This is a genomic window from Comamonas sp. 17RB (assembly GCF_030056555.1).
Classification (GTDB): domain Bacteria; phylum Pseudomonadota; class Gammaproteobacteria; order Burkholderiales; family Burkholderiaceae_C; genus Comamonas; species Comamonas terrigena.
The window spans coordinates 35,683-51,471 of the sequence record NZ_JASHHY010000009.1 but is presented as its reverse complement, the minus strand read 5'-3'; the positions used below and the strand labels follow the sequence as shown (position 1 = coordinate 51,471).

12 protein-coding genes are annotated in these 15,789 nt (G+C 68.3%); 6 read left to right on the top strand and 6 right to left on the bottom strand.

All coding sequences use genetic code 11. The features are described 5' to 3' along the window. Nucleotides 1-133: 133 nt before the first annotated feature. The 6 genes from QM470_RS16525 to QM470_RS16500 all read left to right on the top strand — a co-directional run bounded on the left by QM470_RS16525 (nucleotide 134) and on the right by QM470_RS16500 (nucleotide 9,310). Nucleotides 134-1,636 (top strand): FAD-linked oxidase C-terminal domain-containing protein, encoded by a 1,503-nt coding sequence (locus tag QM470_RS16525; protein WP_192334806.1) that lies wholly within the window; start codon nucleotides 134-136, stop codon nucleotides 1,634-1,636. Between the two features lie 216 nt (nucleotides 1,637-1,852). Beyond that, nucleotides 1,853-2,473, top strand: a complete 621-nt coding sequence (locus QM470_RS16520) for a TetR/AcrR family transcriptional regulator (RefSeq protein ID WP_283340005.1) — start codon at nucleotides 1,853-1,855, stop codon at nucleotides 2,471-2,473. Nucleotides 2,474-2,659: 186 nt separating this feature from the next. Then, entirely contained in the window at nucleotides 2,660-4,105 is a 1,446-nt protein-coding gene (locus tag QM470_RS16515; RefSeq protein ID WP_283340004.1) for an efflux transporter outer membrane subunit, read from the top strand. 15 nt (nucleotides 4,106-4,120) lie between these two features. After that, complete coding sequence (locus QM470_RS16510; RefSeq protein WP_283340003.1) at nucleotides 4,121-5,200, top strand: HlyD family secretion protein; 1,080 nt, start codon at nucleotides 4,121-4,123, stop codon at nucleotides 5,198-5,200. Nucleotides 5,201-5,212: 12 nt separating this feature from the next. Next, complete coding sequence (rbbA, locus tag QM470_RS16505; protein WP_502846853.1) at nucleotides 5,213-7,975, top strand: ribosome-associated ATPase/putative transporter RbbA; 2,763 nt, start codon at nucleotides 5,213-5,215, stop codon at nucleotides 7,973-7,975. 207 nt (nucleotides 7,976-8,182) lie between these two features. Next, the gene (locus QM470_RS16500) at nucleotides 8,183-9,310 is read left to right on the top strand and encodes an ABC transporter permease (RefSeq protein WP_280013524.1); all 1,128 of its coding nucleotides are present in this window, start codon (nucleotides 8,183-8,185) and stop codon (nucleotides 9,308-9,310) included. A 16-nt stretch (nucleotides 9,311-9,326) separates the two neighbouring features. Here the strand turns inward: QM470_RS16500 and QM470_RS16495 are convergent, their stop codons facing one another. The 6 genes from QM470_RS16495 to QM470_RS16470 form a co-directional block, all read right to left on the bottom strand. Then, complete coding sequence (locus QM470_RS16495; protein ID WP_283340001.1) at nucleotides 9,327-10,658, bottom strand: serine hydrolase domain-containing protein; 1,332 nt, start codon at nucleotides 10,656-10,658, stop codon at nucleotides 9,327-9,329. 132 nt (nucleotides 10,659-10,790) lie between these two features. Then, nucleotides 10,791-11,696 (bottom strand): ABC transporter permease, encoded by a 906-nt coding sequence (locus QM470_RS16490; protein WP_283340000.1) that lies wholly within the window; start codon nucleotides 11,694-11,696, stop codon nucleotides 10,791-10,793. A 7-nt stretch (nucleotides 11,697-11,703) separates the two neighbouring features. Continuing rightward, nucleotides 11,704-12,696, bottom strand: a complete 993-nt coding sequence (locus tag QM470_RS16485; protein WP_283340168.1) for an ABC transporter ATP-binding protein — start codon at nucleotides 12,694-12,696, stop codon at nucleotides 11,704-11,706. A 169-nt stretch (nucleotides 12,697-12,865) separates the two neighbouring features. Further along, nucleotides 12,866-13,825 (bottom strand): ABC transporter substrate-binding protein, encoded by a 960-nt coding sequence (locus QM470_RS16480; protein ID WP_098066295.1) that lies wholly within the window; start codon nucleotides 13,823-13,825, stop codon nucleotides 12,866-12,868. Nucleotides 13,826-14,088: 263 nt separating this feature from the next. Beyond that, a complete protein-coding gene (locus QM470_RS16475; protein WP_283339999.1) occupies nucleotides 14,089-15,024 on the bottom strand; it encodes a TauD/TfdA dioxygenase family protein in 936 nt (311 codons plus the stop codon). Between the two features lie 148 nt (nucleotides 15,025-15,172). Further along, nucleotides 15,173-15,718 (bottom strand): hypothetical protein, encoded by a 546-nt coding sequence (locus QM470_RS16470; protein WP_283339997.1) that lies wholly within the window; start codon nucleotides 15,716-15,718, stop codon nucleotides 15,173-15,175. Nucleotides 15,719-15,789 lie beyond the last annotated feature (71 nt).

Here is a 15,789-nt window from a genome sequence, read left to right as displayed (position 1 = left end):
GGCACTGCCCTGGCGTGCTGCCGGCACGGACTCCCTCACAGCAACGGCCGCCGCTACCGCTCCGCGCCATTTCACACGGCGCTGCAAGAAAACTCACGCACGGGCGGGCCGCCTTCCTCTACAGTGGCGGCCTATGAGCTTAGCCAGCCCCACACACACCCCGAGCGCGTCCGAACGCGCCGCCCGCCAGGCCGAAGTGGTCGCCGCCCTGCGCGCCCATGTGCCCGAGCACGCCCTGCTCTACCAGAGCGAAGACACCACCCCGTACGAGTGCGACGGCCTGACCGCCTACCGCCAGCGCCCACTGGTGGTCTGCCTGCCAGAGACCTATGCCCAGGTCCAGGCCGTGCTCAAGGCCTGCCACGCCGTGCAGGTGCCCGTGGTGGCACGCGGTGCGGGCACGGGGCTGTCTGGCGGCGCCATGCCCCACGCCATGGGCGTGACCCTGTCGCTGGCCAAGTTCAACAAGATTCTGAAGGTGGACGCTTTCAGCCGCACGGCCCTGGTGCAGTGCGGCGTGCGCAACCTGGCCATCAGCGAGGCGGCCGCGCCCTTCAACCTGTACTACGCCCCCGACCCCAGCAGCCAGATCGCCTGCACCATCGGCGGCAATGTGGCCGAGAACTCCGGCGGCGTGCACTGCCTGAAGTACGGCCTGACCGTACACAACGTGCTGAAGGTCAAGGGCTTCACCATCGAAGGCGAGCCGGTCGAGTTCGGCTCCGATGCGCTGGACGCCCCCGGCTACGACCTGCTGGCCGCCATGATCGGCAGCGAAGGCATGCTGGCCGTGGTGACGGAAGTGACCGTCAAGCTGGTACCCAAGCCGCAGCTGGCGCGCTGCATCATGGCGAGCTTCGACGATGTGCGCAAAGCCGGTGACGCCGTGGCCGCCGTGATTGCGGCGGGCATCATCCCGGCCGGTCTGGAGATGATGGACAAGCCCATGACGGCCGCCGTGGAAGACTTCGTCAAGGCCGGCTACGACCTGACGGCTGAAGCCATCCTGCTGTGCGAATCCGACGGCACGCCCGAAGAGGTGGAAGAGGAAATCGGCCGCATGAGCGCCGTGCTGCGCAATGCCGGCGCCACCGCCATCACCGTGAGCAACAGCGAGGAAGAGCGCATGCGCTTCTGGAGCGGCCGCAAGAACGCCTTCCCGGCGTCCGGCCGCATCAGCCCCGACTACATGTGCATGGACTCCACCATTCCGCGCAAGCGCCTGGCCGACATCCTGCTGTCGATCCAGGAGATGGAGAAGAAGTACCAGCTGCGCTGCGCCAACGTGTTCCACGCCGGCGACGGCAATCTGCACCCGCTGATTCTGTTCGATGCGAACGATCCGGACGAGCTGCACCGCTGCGAGCTGTTTGGCGCTGACATTCTGGAAACCAGCGTGGCCATGGGCGGCACGGTGACGGGCGAACATGGCGTGGGCGTGGAAAAGCTCAACAGCATGTGCACCCAGTTCACCACCGAGGAGAACCTGCAGATGTTCGCGCTGAAAGCCGCGTTCGATCCGGCCGGGCTGCTGAACCCCGGCAAGGTGATTCCCACCCACAACCGCTGCGCCGAATACGGCAAGATGCTGGTGCGTGGCGGGCAGATCAGCCACCCCGACCTGCCGCGCTTCTAACGGCCTCTCCCCGGGCGCTGGGCAGGCCTTGGTATGCGTCTGGCGTACCTGGTGCATGCCGCGCCCCTGCATAAGGCGCAGGCCGTCCCCGGAAAAACCGGCCAGCTTTGCGCCAGCGCAGGCTGCGCCCACCCCGGCCTGGTGCAAGATGGCGCACCATCGCCTGCCGCAGCCTGTGTTTGCATGGTCAGCGGCGTTTCCGCCTTCGCCCGCACCATGTCCACCGCACCCCGCCGCCAGCGCTTGCCAGCCGCCGTCCGTACCCAACAGATTCTGGACGCGGCCCTGGCCGAGTTCTCGCGCCAGGGCTACACCGCCGCCCGCATGGAGGACATCGCCCAGGCGGCCCGGCTGTCCAAGGGCGGGCTGTACGCCCACTTCCCCAGCAAGGAAGCCCTGCTCCAGACCCTGCTGGGACGGCTGCTGGAACGCCCCCTGGTGGAACAGCAGGACTGGTGGCCCGATCATGTGCAGACCCTGGAGCAGTTGGTAAATGCCTTCGTGGACCACACGCTGCAACGCCTGGCCGAGCCCACCACCCTGCCCGTGCTGCGCCTGCTGCTGGCCGAAAGCCCGCGCCTGCCCCCTGCCATGTGGGACTGGCACCAGCGCATGCTGCAGCTGCATGCCCAGACCCACACACGCCTGATGCAGCGCGCCATCGACCAGGGCCTGCTGCCCACCCACCCGGCACCGCTGGACTGCAGCCTGCTGCTGGTACCGCTGCTGCACAGCGTGTTCATGATTCTGGCCAGCGGCCAGCCGCTGACGCCCTCCCAGCTGGACGCGCTGCGCCCCCAGCACCAGGCCCTGCTGCTGCGCCTGCTGCGTCCCTGACCGCACTGCACCCGAACCTTCCATGCAGCACGCGATCGATGTGTCGCTAAAAACTGACCAGTCGGTAGCGCGCTTGACTTAACTCAAGGCAGGCCCGAGGCTTGTCAATGACACTGTCAAGTAACAAGGGCCATGGTCCCGTGGCCCATGTGCCGGTCTTGAACTGGCCATACCGAGTGCCTTGCCATGCAACCACCTGTATTTACGCCCCTCTTGGGTCGCCCCACCTGGGTCGCTGCCGTGCTGTGCACCGCCTTGTTCAGCGGCTGTGCCCCGGGTGCCCGGCCGCTGGCCCAGCCCGACACGGCCCTGCCCGGCCTGTGGCCCACAGACAGTCCTGTCGGCAGCACCGCCGCAGCGGATGCCGTCCTGCCGGACTGGCGCGCCATGGTGCAGGATCCCACGCTGGCCCAGCTGCTGGAACAGAGCCTGGCCCACAACCACGATCTGCGTCTGGCCCTGCTGCGCGTGGAAGAGGCCCGTGCCGCCCATGGCATCCAGCGGGCCGACCGTTTTCCCACGCTGGCGGTGGGCAGCAGCCACGCCCGCGCCCGCGTGCCGGGTGACCTGAATGTCAGCGGCCGCCCGGTCACCGGCAGCGACCACGAGGTGTTCGTGGGCCTCAACAGCTGGGAACTGGACCTGTGGGGCCGTGTGCGCAGCCTGGACGAAGCTGCCCTGCAGCAGTACCTGGCCACTGCCGCGGGCGCCCGGGCCACCCAGCTCAGCCTGCTGGGCCAGGTGGCGCGCAGCTACTTGGCGCTGCGCGAGCTGGACGAACGCCTGCGCCTGGCGCGCGGCACCGTCGAGAGCCGTGCAGAAACGCTGCGCATCTTCACCCGGCGCTATGAAGTGGGCAGCATCTCCAAGTACGCGCTGACCCAGGTACAAAGCCTGCACAACCAGGCGCTGTCGCTGGCCGTCTCGCTGGAACAGGAACGGGCCCAGATCGCCCACAGCCTGGCGCAGCTGACCGGCCAGCCCGCGGCCCAGCTGGCCGAACTGCCGACCTTGCCTGCAGGAGCCTCCGTGTTCCGCGCCGTGCCGGTAGGCCTGCCCTCGGCCCTGCTGCAGGCCCGGCCGGACATCGTCGCGGCCGAGTACCAGCTGCAGGCCGCCCACGCCCAGGTGGCCGCCGCACGCGCCGCGTTCTTTCCGCGCATTGCACTGACCGGCAGCTTTGGCACGGCCAGCGCCCAGCTCGACGGACTGTTCGGCTCCGGCAGCCAGGCCTGGACCTTTGCCCCCAGCATCTCCCTGCCGATCTTCGATGGCGGCCGCCGCAGTGCCAATCTGGACCTGGCGGCCGTGCGTCAGCACAGCGCCGTGGCCACTTACGAGCGCAGCGTGCAGACCGCTTTCCGCGAAGTCTCCGACGCACTGTCCGCCCGCCACCACCTGGCCCGCCAGACCCAGGTGCAGCGCGACAACCTGCAGGCACTGCAGGAACGCGCCCGCCTGGCCCAGCTGCGCTACGACAACGGCGCCTCGCCCTATCTGGATGTGCTGGATGCCCAGCGCGACCTGCTCACCGCTGCCCAGCAGGCGGTGCAGGCCCATTACGCGCTGCAGACCGCCCAGGTCAGCCTGTACACGGCCCTGGGTGGCGCACCGGCCCCTGTGAACCCTTAACCGAAGTCCACCGCCATGTCCCTGTCCCCCCGTACCCAGAAATCCCTGACCCTGGTGGCCGTGGCCGCCGCACTGGTGCTGGCCGGCGGCTACGCCTGGAAGCAATGGCAGGCCAGCCATGCCGATGCCGGCCTGGCCAGCGGCAACGGCCGTATCGAGGCCACCGAGATCGACGTGGCCACCAAGCTCGGCGGCCGGGTCGAAGAGATCCTGGTCACCGAAGGCGCGTTTGTGAAGGCCGGTGAGCTGCTGGCGCGCATGCAGATCCACACCCTGCAGGCCCAGCGCGCCGAGGCCGTGGCCGGCAAGGACCGCGCCGTGCACACCGTGGCCGCCGCCAAGGCCCAGGTGGCGCTGCGCGAAAGCGATCACGCCGCAGCGCTGGCCATGGTGAGCCAGCGCGAAGCCGAACTGGATGCGGCCCGCCGTCGCCTGGCCCGTTCCGAAACACTGACCAAGGAAGGGGCCAGCGCCGTGCAGGAGCTGGACGATGACCGTGCCCGCGTGCGCGGCGCCGAAGCCGCGCTCAAGGCCACCCAGGCCCAGGCCTCTGCCGCCAAGGCCGCCATCGAGGCGGCCCGCGCCGACGTCACCGGCTCGGACTCTGCCGTCAAGGCCGCTGCCGCCACCGTGCAGCGCGTCGATGCCGAACTGGACGACAGCCAGCTCACCGCGCCGCGCGATGCACGCGTGCAGTTCCGTCTGGCCCAGCCCGGCGAGGTGCTGGGTGCCGGCGGCAAGGTGCTGAACCTGGTGGACCTGTCGGACGTCTACATGGGCTTTTTCCTGCCCGAAACCGTGGCCGGCCGCGTGGCGCTGGGATCGGAGGTGCGCATTGTGCTGGACGCCGCACCGCAATGGGTGATTCCGGCCACCGTGAGCTTTGTGGCCAGCACGGCCCAGTTCACCCCCAAGACCGTGGAGACCGCCAGCGAGCGCCAGAAGCTGATGTTCCGCGTCAGGGCCCAGATCGATCCGGAGCTGCTGCAGAAACACCTCAAGCAGGTCAAGACCGGCCTGCCCGGCCAGGCCTGGGTGCTGGCCGAACCCGGCGCCCAGTGGCCCGCCCACCTGCAGGTGAAGCTGCCGGAGTAAGCACGCATGGCCATCTCCCTCTCCGCCCCGCCTGCGGCCCGGCTGCAGGATGTGCACCTGCGCTATGGCGCCACCGAGGCCCTGCGTGGCATCACGCTGGACATTCCCGCGGGCGGCATGGTGGGCCTGATCGGCCCGGACGGCGTGGGCAAGTCCAGCCTGCTGTCGCTGCTGTCGGGCGCCCGCGCGGTGCAGCAGGGCGAAGTCTGGGCGCTGGGCGGCGACATGCGCAGCAAGGCGCACCGCGACCGCGTCTGCCCCCGCATCGCCTACATGCCCCAGGGCCTGGGCAAGAACCTGTACCCCACGCTGTCGGTGGAAGAGAACCTGCAGTTCTTCGGTCGCCTGTTCGGCCACGATGCGGCCGAGCGCCGCGCCCGCATCGACGATCTGACGCAGAGCACCGGCCTGAAGAAATTCCTGCAGCGCCCGGCCGGCAAGCTGTCGGGCGGCATGAAGCAGAAGCTGGGGCTGTGCTGCGCGCTGATCCACGACCCGGACCTGCTGATCCTGGACGAGCCCACCACCGGCGTCGACCCGCTGGCCCGCGCCCAGTTCTGGGACCTGATCCAGCGCATCCGCACCACCCGCCCGCAGATGAGCGTGCTGGTGGCCACGGCCTATATGGACGAGGCCCAGCGCTTTGACTGGCTGGTGGCCATGGACGACGGCCTGGTGCTGGACACCGGTACACCGGCCGAGCTGCTGGCACGCACCGCCACACAGTCGCTGGAGGCGGCCTTCATCGCCCTGCTGCCCGAAGCCAAGAAACGCGGCCACGCCGAAGTGGTGATTCCCCCGCTGCCCGCCGGCACCGGCGGCGCAGAAGACATCGCCATCGAGGCCAAGGACCTGACCATGCGCTTTGGCGACTTTGTCGCCGTGGACCATGTGAATTTCCGCATCCGCCGGGGCGAGATCTTTGGCTTTCTCGGCTCCAACGGCTGCGGCAAATCCACCACCATGAAGATGCTGACCGGCCTGATGCCGGCCAGCGAAGGCCAGGCCTGGCTGTTCGGCAAGGCCGTCAATCCCAACGACATCGCCACGCGCAAGCGCGTGGGCTATATGTCGCAGGCGTTTTCGCTCTATGGAGAGCTGACGGTGGAACAGAACCTGGTGCTGCACGCCCGGCTGTTCCACGTACCCGAAGCCGATGTGCCGGCACGCGTGCAGGAGATGCTGGAGCGTTTCGGCCTGACCGGAGAGCGCCAGGACCTGCCCGACAAGCTGCCCCTGGGCCTGCGCCAGCGCCTGTCGCTGGCCGTGGCCATGGTGCACCGGCCCGAACTGCTGATCCTGGACGAGCCCACCTCGGGTGTGGACCCGGTGGCGCGCGACCAGTTCTGGCGCCTGCTGGTGGAGCTGTCGCGCCGCGACCGCGTGACCATCTTCATCTCCACCCACTTCATGAACGAGGCCGCACGCTGCGACCGCATGTCGATGATGCACGCCGGCAAGGTGCTGGACAGCGACACGCCCGCCGCGCTGACCGCCAAACGCGGCGCAGCCACCCTGGAAGAGGCCTTCATCGGCTATCTGGTCGAAGCCTCGGGCGAGGCGGCGCCGCAGCTCGACGCCGCCAAGGACGCCGCCCCTTCGACGGCCACCCCGGCCGCCACGGCACCGGATGCCGGCAAGGCCCCTCCCCGCTTCAGCCTGCAGCGCCTGTGGAGCTACCTGTGGCGCGAATCGCTGGAGCTGCAGCGCGACCCGGTGCGTGCCACGCTGGCCCTGGTGGGATCGCTGGTGCTGATGGTGGTGATCGGCTTTGGCATCAGCATGGACGTGGAGGACCTGAAGTTCGCCGTGCTGGACCGCGACCAGAGCACGCTGAGCCAGAGTTACACGCAAAGCCTGTCGGGTTCGCGCTACTTCATCGAGCAGCCACCGCTGACCTCCTACGAAGACCTGGACCAGCGCATGCGCAGCGGCGCCATCGCACTGGCCATCGAGATCCCGCCGGGCTTTGGCCGCGACGTGCTGCGCGGCAGCCCGGTGGCCGTGGGCGCCTGGTTCGACGGCGCCATGCCCCAGCGCGGCGAGACCGTCAAAGGCTATGTGCAGGGCATGCACCAGCACTGGCTGGCCCAGCAGGTGCGCGAGCGCACGGGGGTCAGCATGGGCAGCCAGGTTTCCATCGAGACCCGCTTTCGCTACAACCCGGACGTGAAGAGCCTGCCGGCCATGGTGCCCGCCGTGATTCCCATGCTGCTGCTGATGTTCCCCGCCATGCTCACCGCCCTGGCCGTGGTGCGTGAAAAAGAGCTGGGCTCCATCGTCAACCTGTACGTGACACCCGTGACCCGCACGGAATTCCTGCTGGGCAAGCAACTGCCCTATGTGGCCCTGGCGCTGCTGAACTACCTGCTGATGTGCGCCATGGCGGTGTTCGCCTTTGGCGTGCCCATGACCGGCAGCTTTGTGGCATTGACGCTGGCCGCCGTGCTGTTTGCCATCATCGCCACCGGCATGGGGCTGCTGGCCTCGGCCGTCACGCGCAGCCAGATCGCCGCCCTGTTCTTTGCCATGCTGGGCACCCTGATTCCGGCCACGCAGTTCTCGGGCCTGACCGACCCGGTCAGCTCGCTGGAAGGCGCGGGCCGCTGGATTGGCGAGATCTACCCCGCCACCCACATGTTCGCCATCAGCCGGGGCGTGTTCAGCAAGGCCCTGGGCCTGCACGACCTGGCCAGCGCCTATGTGCCGCTGCTGCTGGCCATCCCTGTGATCATGGGCATTGCCATCTGGGCGCTGCCCAAGCAGGAAAAATGATGGAACACCGCCCTGCGTCGCTGCCCCCCTTCTCCCCACGCGCTCGCTGCGCGAGGACAGGGCGAGGGCCGGATCGCGGCGGAGCGGCGCCGGCGCGCTGCCGTTGGTACAAGGGGGCCGGGCATGCAACCGGGGCCGCCCCAGGCATCCCGCCTGCGGGCCGGGCGCCCCGCACGAACCACCCAACCATGCAGGGGGAGCCATGCCATGCTGCATAGCCTGAAGAACATCTGGCGCCTGGGCGTCAAGGAACTGTGGAGCCTGTGGCGCGACCCGGTGATGCTGGTGCTCATCGTCTACACCTTCACCGCCTCGGTCTACACCTCCGCCTCGGCCATGCCCGAGACCTTGCACCACGCGCCCATCGCCATCGTGGACCAGGACCAGTCGCCGCTGTCGGCCCGCATCAGCTCGGCCTTCTATCCGCCGCAGTTCATGCCGCCGCAGATGCTGGAATGGCAGCAGGTCGACCCCGGCATGGATGCCGGCCGCTTCACCTTTGCCCTGACCATTCCCCCCGGGTTCCAGCGCGACGTGCTGGCCGGCAAGAAGGCCGAGCTGCAGCTGAATGTGGACGCCACCCGCATGAGCCAGGCATTTTCCGGCAGCGGCTACATCCAGCAGATCGTCACCGCCGAAATCACTGAATTCACCCAGCGCCACCGCTCGGCCAGCACGCTGCCGGTGGACCTGGAGCTGCGTGCGCGCTTCAACCCGTCGCTGAACAAGGTCTGGTTCGGCGGGCTGATGCAGATCATCAACAACGTGACCATGCTGTCCATCATCCTGACCGGCGCGGCCCTGATCCGCGAGCGCGAGCACGGCACCATCGAACACCTGCTGGTGATGCCCGTCACCCCCACCGAGATCATGCTGGCCAAGGTCTGGTCCATGGGGGCGGTGGTGCTGGTAGCAGCCGGGGTGTCGCTCAATCTGGTGGTGCGCGGCTTTTTGCAGGTGCCGATCGAGGGCAGCATTCCGCTGTTCATGGCCGGTGCGGCGCTGTGCCTGTTTGCCACCACGGCCATGGGCATCTTCATGGCCACGGTGGCACGCTCCATGCCCCAGTTCGGCCTGCTGATGGTGCTGACGCTGCTGCCGCTGCAGCTGCTGTCCGGCGGCATGACCCCACGCGAATCCATGCCCCAGCTGGTGCAGGACATCATGCTGCTGGCGCCCACCACGCACTTTGTGGAACTGGGCCAGGCCATCCTCTATCGCGGCGCGGGCCTGGACGTGGTGTGGAAGCCGTTTGCCGCACTGGCCGTGATCGGCGCCGCCCTGTTCGCCCTGTCCCTCGCGCGCTTTCGCAAGACCATCAGCCAGATGGCCTGACGCCCGCTACGCCGCCTTAGGGCACCTTGCCGGAGCGCATCAGGTGCAGCGCCAGCGCGTGGTAGGCCGGCAGCGAGGTGGCGTCGTTGGCCGCATTGCCGGCCACCGGGTGTGATGCAAACCGCGCAATCACCATCTCGGCTTTGGGATCGATGTAGAGGGTCTGGCCGTGCACGCCGCGCGCGGCAAAGGCACCGTGGGCGTTGTGCGTCAACCACCACATGTTCCGGTACGACCAGCCGGGCAGCTGGCTGTAGCCGGCCTGGGCGAAATCGGCCGGATTGCCGCCGCGGCGGATGTCGGCCACCGCCGCAGCCGGCAGAATGCGCCGGCCCTGGAACACCCCGCCATTGCGCAGCATCTCACCGAACCGGGCCATGTCGCGCAGGCCCAGGTTCAGGCCACCGCCGGCAAAGGGCGTGCCGGTGGCGTCCACCGTCATATAGGCATCCTGCTCGGTGCCCAACCTGCTCCAGATGCGGTCGGACAGCAGCTCGGCCACCGACTGCCCGGAAACCCGCGCCAGCACCCAGCCCAGGGCGTCGGTATTGGCTGTGCGGTAGCCAAAGGCCGCACCATGCGTGCCCTGTGGCTGCACCGTCTGCAGAAACTCGTAATAGCTGCGCGGGCCGGTGTAGTCCGCCGGCTTGGGCAGCGGGTTGCCTGCGGCCGCATGGGCCCAGACCTCGGCCTCGGGGTCGGCATAGTCTTCGCTGAAGCGGATGCCGGTGGTCATGTCCATCACCTGGCGCACGGTGGCGCTGCCGAAGGCGGAAGCCGCCAGCTCCGGCACATAGTCGGCCACGCGGCGTGCCGGGTCCAGCCGGCCTTCGGCCGCCAGCATGGCGGCCAGGGTGCCCACGAACGACTTGGTCACCGACATGGCCGCATGCTGGCCCTGGGGCTGTAGCACGCCGAAGTAGCGCTCGTACACCACGCGGCCGCGGTGCAGCACCACGATCCCGTCGGTGTAATTGGCGGCCAGCGACTGCTCCCAGCTCATGGGCTGGTCGGACCCCAGGGGGAGGAACTGCAGCGCATCGATATCACCGCGCAACGCACGCGGCAGCGCCACAGGAGCTCCCAGCCCGCGCGACACATTCACCGTGGGCATCAGCTGGCGAAAATGGGCCACGCTCCAGCGCAGTGCCGGAAAGCGGAAGTACGAACCATCGTCAAAACGCAGCACGCGGTCGGCGGGCGGCGGCGATCCCACCATCCACCCCATGCGGACCGGGTCACTGGCCGCGGCATCGGGGTAGGCGGTCTGGACCTGGGCCTGCACCCCGGCCGATGCCAGAAGCAGCCATGCACAGGCGATGGAGGAAACACGGTGTGGCAATGTCATGGCAGCAGGCTTTCAGAAGGCGGTGCCCCACAGCACCTCCCTGCATGCTGCCAGAACCTGCCGTCTACTGCCCCGGCAACACCCTTCGGCGCCGCACCCAGGCGAACCGCGAGACCGGCGCCCAGGCAGTGCTCAGCGCTGCACGCCCCATTTGCGCACCGTCAGGCGCTCCAGCGTGTGGAATCCCAGCGTCTCGACCAGCAGGCCGATGGCGATCACGGTGAGCAGGCCGGCAAACACCTTGTCGGTGTAGAGCTCATTGCGGTTCTGGAAGATGTACCAGCCCAGTCCGCCTTTGCCGGAGGAGGCACCGAACACCAGCTCGGCCGCAATCAGCGTACGCCAGGCAAAGGCCCAGGCGATCTTCAGGCCCGACAGAATCGACGGCAGCGCGGCCGGAATCAGGATCTGCAGCACATAGCGCACACCGGACAGGCCGTAGTTGCGCCCCGCCATGCGCAGCGTCTCGGGCACGGCCTGGAAGCCGGCATAGGTGTTCAGCGCCAGCGGCCACAGCACCGAATGCACCAGCACGAACAGCAGGCTACCCTGGCCCAGACCGAACCACAGCAGCGCCAGCGGCAGCAGCGCAATCGCGGGCAACGGGTTGAACATGCTGGTCAGCGTGGTCAGCAGATCGCGCCCCAGCTGGGTGGACACCGCCAGCGTGGTCAGCACCAGCGCACCAACAATGCCCAGCGCATAGCCCTGCACCAGCACCACCAGCGAAGCCACGGCCTTGCCCAGCAGTTCGCCGCTGGCCCAGCCTTCCACCAAGGCGCGCACCGTGGCGGTGAACGTGGGCAGCAGCAGATCGTTGTCCTGCCACAGCGCCAGCGCCTGCCACAGCGCCGCCAGCACGGCCAGGATCAGCCCCCGGCGCACGGCGGCCAGTCGCCACAGACGGGCAAACCAGGACAGGGGCTGGGTGGGTGCGACCGTGCCCAGAGGCTCCAGCGCGCGTTCGTATTCCGGGCGCACCGGCGGCTGGGTGGCCCCCTGGGGGTTCCGGTCCGGGATGGCGGTGATCGTGCTCATGGCGTGCTCACAGGCTGACGGGCATGGTGGCCCAGGTGGGTTGCAGGCCGTCCGCCAGATCGCGCGCCTCCCGCACGGGCGGGGCCGCCGACGGCGGCTGCGCACCGGGGGCAGCGGGCGAAGCGGCCACGGCCGGCGCCTCGAACAGCAAACGGTGGATGCGCTGGGCCGTGGCCTGGAAGGCTTCGCTGCCCTGGCTGGCCAGATCGAAGGCATGGCTGTTGACCTCGGCCCGCACCCGACCCGGATGGGGCGAGAGGATGGCAATCCGGTTGCCCACCACCAGCGCCTCTTCGATCGAGTGGGTGACAAACACCAGCGTGAAGCGGAACTCCTCCCACAGCGCCAGCAGTTCCTCCTGCATGCGGCGGCGGGTCAGCGCATCCAGCGCGGCAAAAGGCTCGTCCATCAGCAGCACGCGCGGCTGCATGGCCAGCGCACGGGCAATGGCCACGCGCTGCTTCATGCCTCCGGACAGCTGGTGCGGGTGCGCATCGGCAAACTGCGCCAGGCCCACCTTGGCGATCACGGCATCGGCGCGTTCGCGTGCCGCTGCGCGTGGCAGCTGGCCAGAGGCCAGCAGCGGGAACATGACGTTCTCGCGCACCGTCTTCCAGGGTGGCAGCTGGTCAAACTCCTGGAACACCACCACCCGGTCCGGGCCGGGCCCGTGCACCGGCTGGCCGTCCAGCAGGATCTGCCCTTCGGCTGGGGTGATGAAGCCGCCCAGCGCCTTGAGCAGGCTGCTCTTGCCGCAGCCCGAAGCGCCCAGCAGCACAAAGCGGTCGCCTTCGAACACGTCCAGGCTGACCCGGTGCGTGGCCCGCACCTGCTGCCGCGCGGTGGCGTAGACCAGGCTCACATCCTGCACCTGCAGCAGCGGCTGGGGACTGCGCTCTGCGTGCGCCGACGCTCCACCTGCGGCAGCGGCGGCAGGTGCAGCCGCCTCCTGCACCACCGCCGTTCTGTGCACCGGCGCCGTGTGGGTCGGCCACGGCATGACGGCGGCAGGCACGGCCGCGGCTTCGGCCAGATCGGTGTGCCAGTGGCCCCCGGCCATCAGCCCGGCCGGGCCTTCCCATTCGGCTGCCAGTTGCTGCCAGAAGCGCTGGCGCACCGCTGCAAAGCGTGTCATCGTCATTTCTCCCAACCCGGAAACCGGCGCAGCGTCAGTTGCCGCCCGCCACGCGGGGATCGTCAAAGAAGTAATCCGACAGCTGTGCCGGCGTGGCCTTGATGGCGCCCACACGCTGCAGGAACTGGCCCAGCGCCAGCGTGCGCTGCGGCTGCACGGTGAACTGCACCTGCGGGCTGCGGATGACGTCCAGCACCAGCTTGCGGTCCTGCTTGCCGCCGGTGACCTTCAGGTAGATGTCGGCCGCCTGCTCCGGGTTCTTCTGCACGAATTGCGCCGCCTCGTGCAGTGCATCCAGGAAGGCGCGGTAGGTCTTGGGGCTGTCGTTGCGGAATTTCTCGGTAGCGTAGAGCACGGTGGACGAGGCCGGTCCGCCCTGCACGTCGTACGAGTTCAGCACCACGCGCGCCTGCGGGTTGGCGGCCAGCTCCTGTTCCTGGAACGGCGGATTACCGAAGTGGGCGGTGATTTCCGTGCCGCCCTTGATGATGGCCGCGGCCGCCTCGGGGTGGGGAATGGCCACCTGCAGCCGGTCCAGCCTGTTGTACTGCGCATCGCCCCATTGCTTGGCCGATGCCAGCTGCAGAATGCGCGACTGCACCGACACGCCCACAGCCGGCAGCGCAATGCGGTCCTTGTCGCTGAAATCGGCAATGGTCTTGACGGCCGGGTTGTTGCTCACCAGCAGGTAGGGGAAGTTGCCCAGCGAGGCCACGCCCTTGACGTTCTGCTTGCCCTTGGTGCGGTCCCACAGCGTGAACAGCGGGCCCACGCCGGCGCCGGCGATGTCCACATTGCCGGACAGCAGGGCATCGTTGATGGCCGCGCCGCCGGAGAGCTGCAGAAAGTCCACCTTGATGTCCACGCCCCGGCTCTTGCCGTGCTTTTCGATCAGCTTCTGCTCCTGCGCCACGTTCAGCAGCAGGTAAACGATGCCGAACTGCTGGGCAATGCGCAACTGGCCTTCCTTGGCATGGGCAGCAGGTGCGGCCATGGCGGCGGCGAGCACCGCAGTGGCGGCCAGGGTGCCGGTCACGGAACGGCGCAGCGCAGGGAGGTGAAAGATTTTTTTCATGGTGAAGGTGAAGTCCAGACGGAGGCTGCGGAGCAGTGTTAGCAGCAGCAACACCTGCTCCTGCAGCGTCAAAGCAACCCATTCACACCACGCAATGGCGCAGCATGGGCGGTGGAATCAAGAGTGCTCCCCGGCGGTGCGGCATCTGCAGCGTTGCGGGGCAGCACAGGCAGTGCGCGGCATCAGGCCACGGGCGTATCGCCTTCCACCGTGGTGCGGTAGAGCTTGCGGCGCAGGTGTTCCGGCGTGCCGCTGGCCAGGTGCAGCACCGAACGGTTGTCCCAGAACACCAGGTCGTGCGGCTGCCACTGGTGGCGGTAGACAAACTGCGGCTGCACGCTGTGGGCAAACAGCTGGTCCAGCAGATCGCGGCTTTCGTCATCCGTCAGGCCCAGCACGCGGCTGGTGAAATGCTCGCTGACGAACAGCGCCTTGCGGCCATTGCCAGGATGGGTGTGGACCACGGGGTGGACGGCGGGCTTGACCTCATCGACCTGCGCCTGCGTCAGCGCCGGGCGCCAGGGGCTCTTGGCGCGCAGCGTCTCGTAGTGCAGCAGGTAGCTGTGTTCGGCCTGCAGCCCCTCCAGGCGCTGCTTGACGGCCTGCGGCAGCGCGTCATAGGCGGCATGCTGGTCCGCAAACAGGGTGTCCCCCCCTTCGCTGGGCAGCTCCTGCGCGTGCAGCAGGCTGCCCAGAGAAGGCTTTTCCTTGTACGACAGATCGGAATGCCACAGCTGCCCGGCATCGCCCAGCCCTTCCGGCTGGCCTTGCGCGTCACGGATGTTGGAGACCTGCAGGATTTCGGGGTAGCCCGCCAGCTGGAACTGGCGCAGCACATGGATCTGCAGCGGGCCCCAGCGGCGGCTGAACGCCACCTGCTGGGCCGGGGTGATGCGCTGGTCGCGGAACACCAGCACATGGTGCTGCCAGTGCGCCTGCTGCAGGCGGTCGAAGTCGGCATCCGACAGCGGACGGGACAGGTCCAGCCCGACCACTTCCGCCCCCAGATTGCCTGCGGCACCCGGTGCCGGCCGGATCACAAAGTCCTGCGGCGGCACCGTGGCCTCCTGCAGGCGGGAGGGACGGGAGAAATCGTAGGTGGCGAGGACGGCAGACATGGCGGGCTTCCTTTTTCTGGCGGTCGGATGACGTTGGAAGCCAGTCTAGAAAGCCCTCTTCATTCTGAAAACGAATAAATTTCGACTTACTTATAAACAAATCATCTTTATATGCCGCTGCGCCCGCTGCCCACAGACCCGGGCGATCTCAGCCCAGCGTGACCTGGGTCGCCCCGGCATCGGACAGCCGCCACAGCAGCTCTTCCAGCGCCTCGGCCGGGGCGGAGCCCAGGTCGACCGCACTGCGCCAGCCTTCGCCGGCCGGCTGCAGGTCCGACAGAAAATGCAGCACGCCATACAGGCCATCGGCCGCCAGGGCGTTCTGGTCTTCGGCGTCGAACCCCTGCCAGAACCAGTCCTGGAGCGTATGCGCCACCCGGTCCCGGCCCAGACCCTGCACCTCCAACTGCAGCCAGTCCCAGGTGAACGGCACCATGGTCACGGCCGTGCCGGCCAGTTGCAGCTGCACCGGGTCGAACTGCAGACGGCTGCGCGCATCCACGGTCAGGCTGCTGCCGTCCTGCTGCACGATGGCATCCACCCGGCAAGGCAGGCCCAGTTCCCCTTCGGTGGTCAGCGCACCGTCCGCCGTGCGCAAGGCCGACTCCACATGGCAGGCCTGCTGCTGCACGGCCTGGGACAGGGTCTCGGTATAGGCGCCGCGCACGGCCTCCAGAAGTTCGCTGAATGTCATGGTGAAGTTTGCACACAGCCCCGCCCATGGGCGGGTCTGTCAGAGAGAAGGACGGCCGATCGTAACCCCGT